The organism is Paenibacillus popilliae ATCC 14706 (genome assembly GCF_000315235.1).
In the GTDB taxonomy this organism is placed as follows: Bacteria; Bacillota; Bacilli; order Paenibacillales; family Paenibacillaceae; genus Paenibacillus_B; species Paenibacillus_B popilliae.
Genome location: NZ_BALG01000119.1, coordinates 1 through 7,341, shown reverse-complemented (window position 1 = coordinate 7,341; position 7,341 = coordinate 1). Strand labels below are relative to the sequence as shown.

7 protein-coding genes and 1 other RNA gene are annotated in these 7,341 nt (G+C 54.5%); all 8 read right to left on the bottom strand.

Annotation, left to right across the window (positions count from 1 at the left end):
* Positions 1-124: helix-turn-helix domain-containing protein (locus tag PPOP_RS20435; RefSeq protein WP_148277889.1), on the bottom strand; the 124-nt coding region annotated here is incomplete at its 3' end.
* Positions 125-445: 321 nt separating this feature from the next.
* Positions 446-812: a transfer-messenger RNA gene (gene ssrA, locus PPOP_RS20430) on the bottom strand.
* Between the two features lie 215 nt (positions 813-1,027).
* Positions 1,028-1,501 (bottom strand): SsrA-binding protein SmpB, encoded by a 474-nt coding sequence (gene smpB / locus PPOP_RS09560; RefSeq protein WP_006286072.1) that lies wholly within the window; start codon positions 1,499-1,501, stop codon positions 1,028-1,030.
* Between the two features lie 220 nt (positions 1,502-1,721).
* The gene (locus PPOP_RS09555) at positions 1,722-2,537 is read right to left on the bottom strand and encodes an MgtC/SapB family protein (RefSeq protein ID WP_006286071.1); all 816 of its coding nucleotides are present in this window, start codon (positions 2,535-2,537) and stop codon (positions 1,722-1,724) included.
* Between the two features lie 353 nt (positions 2,538-2,890).
* Positions 2,891-3,112 (bottom strand): cold-shock protein, encoded by a 222-nt coding sequence (locus tag PPOP_RS09550; RefSeq protein ID WP_006286070.1) that lies wholly within the window; start codon positions 3,110-3,112, stop codon positions 2,891-2,893.
* A gap of 79 nt (positions 3,113-3,191) precedes the next feature.
* Positions 3,192-3,392 (bottom strand): cold-shock protein, encoded by a 201-nt coding sequence (locus tag PPOP_RS09545; protein WP_006286069.1) that lies wholly within the window; start codon positions 3,390-3,392, stop codon positions 3,192-3,194.
* A gap of 260 nt (positions 3,393-3,652) precedes the next feature.
* Positions 3,653-6,541 (bottom strand): ribonuclease R, encoded by a 2,889-nt coding sequence (rnr, locus tag PPOP_RS09540; RefSeq protein WP_006286068.1) that lies wholly within the window; start codon positions 6,539-6,541, stop codon positions 3,653-3,655.
* Between the two features lie 326 nt (positions 6,542-6,867).
* Entirely contained in the window at positions 6,868-7,104 is a 237-nt protein-coding gene (gene secG, locus PPOP_RS09535) for a preprotein translocase subunit SecG (protein ID WP_042228196.1), read from the bottom strand.
* Positions 7,105-7,341 lie beyond the last annotated feature (237 nt).

Genomic DNA, 7,341 nt, shown 5'->3' with positions numbered 1-7,341 from the left:
GCTTGCGCTTCGGGTATACGCCTGGCTCATCCGCCTGCAGCCACTTCCTGATCGTCTTGCGATCCCGTCCCAGCTCGTCTGCAATCTGAGTCATACTCATGCCTCTTTCCCTCCTATCTTTCATCCTGAAATATTCCCCATTCTTAACCAATCTCGACTCTCTCCCTCCAGAGAGTATGTCGGCTGTAGGTGGGGAATTTTCAACCGATGATATTGGGTATTTTACATCCGATTTTCACAACACACCGGTACCATCGCTGGGGATGGCAGAACGGTTACAGGCACTATACATGTACGCAAGGCGGAGGGTCTTGGAGAGCCACAATAACTTTTTGACTTAGCTGCGAGGGGGTGCCCAAAGAGGAGCAGTTGCCTGTATCCGAATGACCCACACCCTAAGTTCGGCCAATAGCAAAAACCCGACCTCTCGCGGTCGGGTTTTTCATGGTGGAGGCGAGGGGATTCGAACCCCTGTCCGAAGATAACGCCACACAGGCTTCTACGGGTGTAGTCACAGTTTTGATGTCACCTGCGGGAACGCCCTGTAACCGGCTTTCTCACAGATCAGCCTGATTGTCTTCTTCCGTTAGCCCCAGGCGGAGACTACGCGGCGTATCCCACTGAAGTTGAGCTCCTATCCCGGCACATGGGCGATGCAGGGTAGAAGCACGCTAGCAGGTTATTAAGCTGCCAATGCGTAAGAAGTTTGTTGTTTGCCGTTTATATTTGGCGTTAGCGTTGTTGAAGTGGACGCGTCCCCACTACCCGCAACCCATGCTCGAACTATCCCCGTCGAATCCAAGAACGCCCCCATAATCGAAGCAAAGCAGATGACGCTTCACCCCAAGAGGTATTCCGTCTCGGATCAAGATGTCGAGACATCGGTGCATTCCATTCCATCGTCCGGCCAGCTCCATTTGAAGCCGATGCGACCGATACATTTAGTATACCATAAATCAGGCCACAATGTGTATTCAGTTCTTGCCAAGGAGGGAGAAGAATGGAGTGTCCATCCTACCGACACCGCTCAATACTTCTGCTTCTCCCGCAGGACCCGCTGAATCTCGCGCTGCGCATCGCGCTTGGCAGCCGCTTCGCGCTTGTCGTAATTCTTCTTCCCGCGTCCCAAGCCAATCAGTAGCTTCGCGTAGCCGTTGCGCACATAGATTTTAAGCGGCACCAGCGTATAGCCTTCCTGCTTCGTCAAGCCAATCAGCTTGCTGATCTGCTCCTTATGAAGCAGCAGTTTGCGCGCCCGGGTCGGATCTACCGGATTGAACCGGTTGCCCTGCTCGAACGGGCTGATGTGCATATTGTGCACGAACACTTCGCCATTCCGAATCGTAGCGAACGCATCCCCGATGTTCGCCTTGCCCAATCGGAGTGACTTGATCTCCGTTCCCGTAAGCACCATGCCGGCCTCATAGGTATCCTCAATGAAATAATCATGGGACGCCTTCTTATTTTGAGCCAATACCTTGCCATCGGTCTTTTTCCCCATGATCGACGACCTCCAACGCATGACAGTAATGAGTGCCATTCCTGACCCGCTCGAACGCACCCATTCCGTTAGGAAGGCGCAGATACCAGCAAGACAGCAATCGGACTAGACTTATATTGTATCAAAGAAGCCCCATCCAACTCAAGCCGATACCGCCGCCATTCCCGAACTTCCACACTCTAAAACAAATCATTACCCCATCCAAACCGAAACGATTCCCTCAGGACACAAGCCGCACATCCCGAACGCCTTCTTTTGCAAGAAGCAACTCCGAGCACGCGGCGATCGACTTCATGTCCTCGGCCAATACCTTCAGTTGGATACGCACATAGCGACCAGAACCGGCCGCCCCATCCGCAAGCTCTTGCTCATCCTCATCTCTTCCTTCCGCATCACCGGGCTCTTCAGAAGCAGTCGCTTCTTCCCGTTCAGGCTCCAGCCATCGGGCCCAGCTCTTGCCCCGGGCGGTGGATACGGCATGCATGCGGAAGCTGCGCACCGATATGCCCTGCGCCTCGACTTCCTTCGTCATCGCGGTCAGCCAGCCTTCCCGTTCGTCGGCGATAATCTCCAACAGATGAAGACGGTGGGCGACCCGGTTTTTGATATCATATTGATTCAACAGCCACAACGCAACCAGCGATAACCCGCAACCGAGCAGCGCCGCCGTAATGAAGCCCGAGCCACAGGCCAGCCCGATTGCAGCCGAGACCCAAAGTGAAGCGGCCGTCGTCAACCCTTTCACGCTCGTGCCATTGCGAATAATGGTTCCTGCTCCGAGGAACCCGACCCCGCTGACCACCTGAGCCGCAATTCGGGCGACATCGACCTCTGCCTTGCCGCGCCCATCGAGGACGGGAAATCCGTACACCGAGATCAACATGACAAGTGCCGACCCGAGACTAACCAAAATATGCGTCCGCAGACCAGCCGCCTGGCTTCGCTTCTCACGCTCCAGCCCGATGAAGCCGCCCAGCACGACGGCCAGCACCATGCGGAGCACCACATGAACCAGAGAAATATCCGCAGGAGTCATCTGCCATCACCTAGCTTTCCTCTCCCAACAATAATGTATACTATAATTATATCATATGTAAGCTGGCCAACTACTCATCATCCGGAAGGATGGTAGCCTATTATGATATCCAATCCCTAATCAACTTCTGGCGAACAGACAATTCAGGCCACACAGGCGCATGGAGAGAACAGATAGCGAATCAAGAGTACTTCAACCCAACGCAGCAAGGGCCAACCGCATAAGCGAAGGCCCTTGCATATCACCTTGCAACTGCATGTAATTCCGATTCATCAACAAAGGAACCATCCCCTGCTGTACAAGAAGCCCACATCAGTCAGCTCCTTGATATGACAGAGGAGGATAGCCCACGGCTATTGTTCCGACTTCTTGGCCTTCGAATCGCCGTTCGTATTGACAAGCAGAGGCAGCATTTTCATATCACGTGCCATGGCAGAGGAGCACATCGGACAAGTCGGTTCCTGATCGAAGGCAAAATTGTCCCGCATCCAGCCGTTACAGTCTTCATTCGTGCATGACCAGATTGACGTGTTCTCCACCGGAATTTCCTCTACTGGCTTCTTGCGATAATTCATATTGATACCCCTCCTTTTGATAATCGGACCAAAAGAAAGAACTGCCCCTCACGTACGTTCAGAGCAGTCCGGCTTTTACTTACAGCTTGGTTACGTTTTCCGCTTGTGGTCCGCGGTTGCCTTGTACCACATCGAAGGATACGCGTTGGCCTTCGTCCAGGGACTTGAAGCCATCACCGTTGATTGCGCTGAAGTGTACGAATACGTCACTGCCGCCTTCGACTTCGATGAAGCCGAAACCTTTTTCTGCGTTAAACCATTTAACTGTACCTGTTTGCATGGATAAACCTCCAAAAATGAAATAAATATGATCCATTTTTTACATCATATATAAAAAAATTCACATATTGAAAAAAGTTCCATTGTGTAAAATGATACCCTTTTCAATATGTGAATAGTGGTTCAAATTTAACAACAACGTAAGTATAACATATTCAATTATAAATAGCAAATCAATTTAGAAGACTTTTTCAGAGGAAGGGGATTTTGGGTGCTTGGCCGAAGGAGCGGCCCCGAAGGGCCACCTGGCCGTCTTATGCCTTACCGCTTCTTCCGCACGAACTTGGCGGTCTGGCTGCTTGCCTTCCGCTTCTTTCGCCCTGCCTGACCCGCTTGCTTCCGCCCCCGAGCGGCAGGCTCGCCGATGAAAATGCCGCTCTCGGACGTACTCTTGCGCCCCTTCTTGCCGCCGCCGCTTGGCGCGTCGCTGCTGCACCGACCGTATCCGCCGCGTCCGGATCCGAAGTCGAAGCGGCGCTGCGTCTCTTTCGCTTCCGCCTCGGCCCGTTCAATCAGTTCATCGGCCCAGTTATCGCCGTCCGCCTGCGATCCGGCCTTTTCCTCCTTTCCGCCGCTTTGCCCCAGATGAATGCCGCCCTTGCCGCGTGCCCGCTTGCCGGAGCTGCGCTCATACGGATTTACCTCCGGCTCGTTCCCGCGCCGACCGCGGCCTCGTCGGCCCTGACGCTCGCGGAACTCGGCCTGATTGTACCATTCGCCCTCGAACGACTCGGCCAATTCCTCCACGCTCGCGTCCGATCCCGACGATCCCGCTGGCTGCGATCCGGCTCCAACCCTGCTGCCGCGCCATGGCTGCGGCGCAGCCTCCTCGCGTGCGCCCGGGCCGCCCTTACGTCCGCGGCCGCCGCCATGCTCATCCCCCCGGACGGCACGGTTCCCACCGCGCTCGCGGCCCGTGTCACGGCCGCCGCTGCGCTCGGCGCCGGTGCCCCTGCGGCTGCACTTGCGCAGGTCGAACCCGAGTTCGCGCACCTCCCGGTCACTATGCCGCGGCGAGCTGCTCACGAGTTCAAAATCAATCGTGTAATCCTCCAGATTCACCCGGCCTACCCGGATGCGCACCTCGTCGCCAATGCGGAAAATGTTCGACGTACGCTCCCCGACCAGCAGCATATGCTGCTCGTGAAAATGATAATAATCATCCGTCAGATCGCTTAGCCGGATTAGTCCTTCCACCGTATTTTCCAGCTCGACGAACATGCCGAAGCTCGTCACGCTGCTGATGATGCCGTCGAATTCCTCGCCGATTTTATCGAGCATGAACTCAGCCTTCTTAAGCGCCTCCGTATCCCGTTCGGCGTCGACCGCCACCCGCTCACGCTCCGACGATTGCTGCGCAATGTCGGACATGCGCGTATGCAAATATTCCTGACGCTTCTCGGACAGCGTCCCGCCGTTCTGGATCACCTCGCGGATGATGCGGTGAATGACGAGATCCGGGTATCGACGGATCGGCGACGTGAAATGCGTATAGAACTCGGCAGCCAGCCCGAAGTGGCCGGTACTCTCCGCATCATACTTCGCCTGCTTCATCGACCGCAGCATCATCGTGCTAATTACCGTCTGCTCGCGAGTGCCTTCAATCTCCTCCAGCAGCGTCTGGAGCGAGCGCGGATGGACCGAATTGCCCTTCCCGCGCACGACATAGCCGAAGTTGGCCGCGAACGCCATAAAGTGGAACAGCTTCTCGGCGTTTGGCTCCTCATGAATCCGGTACAGGAACGGTACGCGCAGCCAATGGAAATGCTCCGCCACTGTCTCGTTCGCCGCCAGCATGAATTCCTCGATAATCTGCTCCGCGATCGAGCGCTCCCGCTTCACGATATCGACAGGCTTGCCCTGCTCATCCACGATCACCTTCGACTCTTCGAAGTCGAAATCAATCGCCCCGCGCTGCATCCGCCGCTTGCGCAGCTTCAGCGCCAACTCCTTCATGAGCAGGAAGAAGTCCTCCAACTCCGCATAGCGCGCGATAACCTCGGGATCCCCATCCTCGACGATTTTGCGCACATTCGTATACGTCATCCGCTCCACCGTGCGGATCACGCTCGGGAAAATACCGTGGCGGACCAGCTTCATCTTCTCGTCGAATTCCATCACACAAGATAGCGTCAGTCGATCGACATGCGAGTGAAGCGAGCAGATGCCATTCGACAGCCGGTGCGGCAGCATCGGGATGACCCGATCCACCAGATAAACGCTGCAGCCGCGCGCATACGCTTCCCGGTCCAGATCCGAGCCTTCCGGCACATAATAGCCGACATCGGCAATGTGAACCCCCAGTTCATAGCGGCCGTTCGGCAGCTTCACCACATGCACCGCATCGTCGAGATCCTTCGCGTCCTCCCCGTCGATCGTCACGATCGTCATGCCGCGCAGATCCCGGCGCCCCTGGCTCACAATCTCCTCTTCGCTTATCGCATCCGGCACCCCCTCCGCTTCCGCCATCACCTCGGCCGGGAAAGCCTCCGGCAGCTGATGCTTGCGGATAATCGACAAAATATCGACGCCCGGATCATCCTTATGCCCGAGCACCTCGATAACTTCGCCCTGCGCCGCTGCACGGCCTTCCGGATAAACGATGATGCGGACGACGACCTTTTGCCCCGTGACCGCGCCATGCATATGCTCGCGCGCGACGAAAATATCCCGGTTAATGCGCTTGTCATCCGGGATAACGAAGCCGTACGATTCATGATTTTCAAAAATACCGACAATCTGCTCTACCGCACGCTTGACAACGCGCACGACCGCGCCTTCCATCCGCGTTCCGTTCGTTCCCTTGCTGGTGATGCGCACAAGCACGATATCGCCGTGCATCGCTGTCTTCATATCGTTGGCATGAATGTATACGTCGGGATGTCCCATCTCATCCGGTATCAGAAATCCAAAACCCTTCGCATGCGCCTGCAGCCGGCCGCGCTGCAGATTCATTCGCTCAGGAACGCCGTAACAATCCGAGCGGGTACGAAGAATTTGTCCAGCTTCCTCTAGACGGGTAAGCATAACAAGAAATGCTTTGAAATCGGCAGCATCCTGAATATCGAAGTGCTGCTCCAGCTCGTGATAGGTCATCGGCTTATAAGCGGTTTCGCGCATAAAATCCAACAACTGTTGTTCCGTTATCATGTCCTCACCTCACACCTCGCCATGACCTTGCTTGTAACAGTATACCAATATATACCCCCGTATACACGTAATATATACGAAAACATCAGCGGTTGTGGCGTTCCTTCCGTTCGGTTGCTGTCAGCAGCTTCAAGAGCGTCCCTCCGGCTACAAAAGAAGGCTTAATCCCAGTATTCCCGGATCGGCGGAAATCGTCCCATGCAGTTTTTACCGTTGCGAACCCGGTCCATCCAGCTGGCTAACGTATCCCCAGCCCCCTTCCTTACATCGGCTGGCATATAAACAGCAAAAAAGCGGAGACCTACGTCCCCGCTTGCCCATTTTTATTATTTCGTTCCCAAATAAGCCACAATTATTGATACAACCATAAAACCTGCAGCCGTGACCATGGTTGCACGCTGCATGAACAACTCCAAACCACGCGCCTTTTGCTTTCCGAAGAGATGTTCCGCACCACCGGAGATGGCGCCTGACAGGCCGGCACTTTTCCCTTTCTGCAGCAGGACTATGCCAATCAATCCGATTGAAAAGATGACGAGCAATATTTTCAAGAAAACTTCCACAACTTCCACCTCCAATGCGATAACACCTTCGAAAACGTTATTCTGCATAAAAACAGCAATATTATTGTAACACAGGACCAGCCAAAAGGCAAGAACCTTAACCGGCTTCTGTTGTTCTTCTGTGATAATGTCATCCCATAACTGTTCTGAGATAATGTCACTATGGGACAGGAGACAATCACATTGAGCAGACAAGAGATGAAAAAGGTTTTAGTCGTAGAGAAAATCATGAATGGA

What these genes read in the sequence shown, in the direction of transcription:
- smpB (WP_006286072.1), bottom strand. Translation starts at nt 1,501, where the DNA reads ATGGGGAAAAAGACCGATGGCAAGGTATTGGCTCAAAATAAGAAGGCG.
- PPOP_RS09555 (WP_006286071.1), bottom strand. Translation starts at nt 2,537, where the DNA reads ATGACTCCTGCGGATATTTCTCTGGTTCATGTGGTGCTCCGCATGGTG.
- PPOP_RS09550 (WP_006286070.1), bottom strand. Translation starts at nt 3,112, where the DNA reads ATGAATTATCGCAAGAAGCCAGTAGAGGAAATTCCGGTGGAGAACACG.
- PPOP_RS09545 (WP_006286069.1), bottom strand. Translation starts at nt 3,392, where the DNA reads ATGCAAACAGGTACAGTTAAATGGTTTAACGCAGAAAAAGGTTTCGGC.
- rnr (WP_006286068.1), bottom strand. Translation starts at nt 6,541, where the DNA reads ATGATAACGGAACAACAGTTGTTGGATTTTATGCGCGAAACCGCTTAT.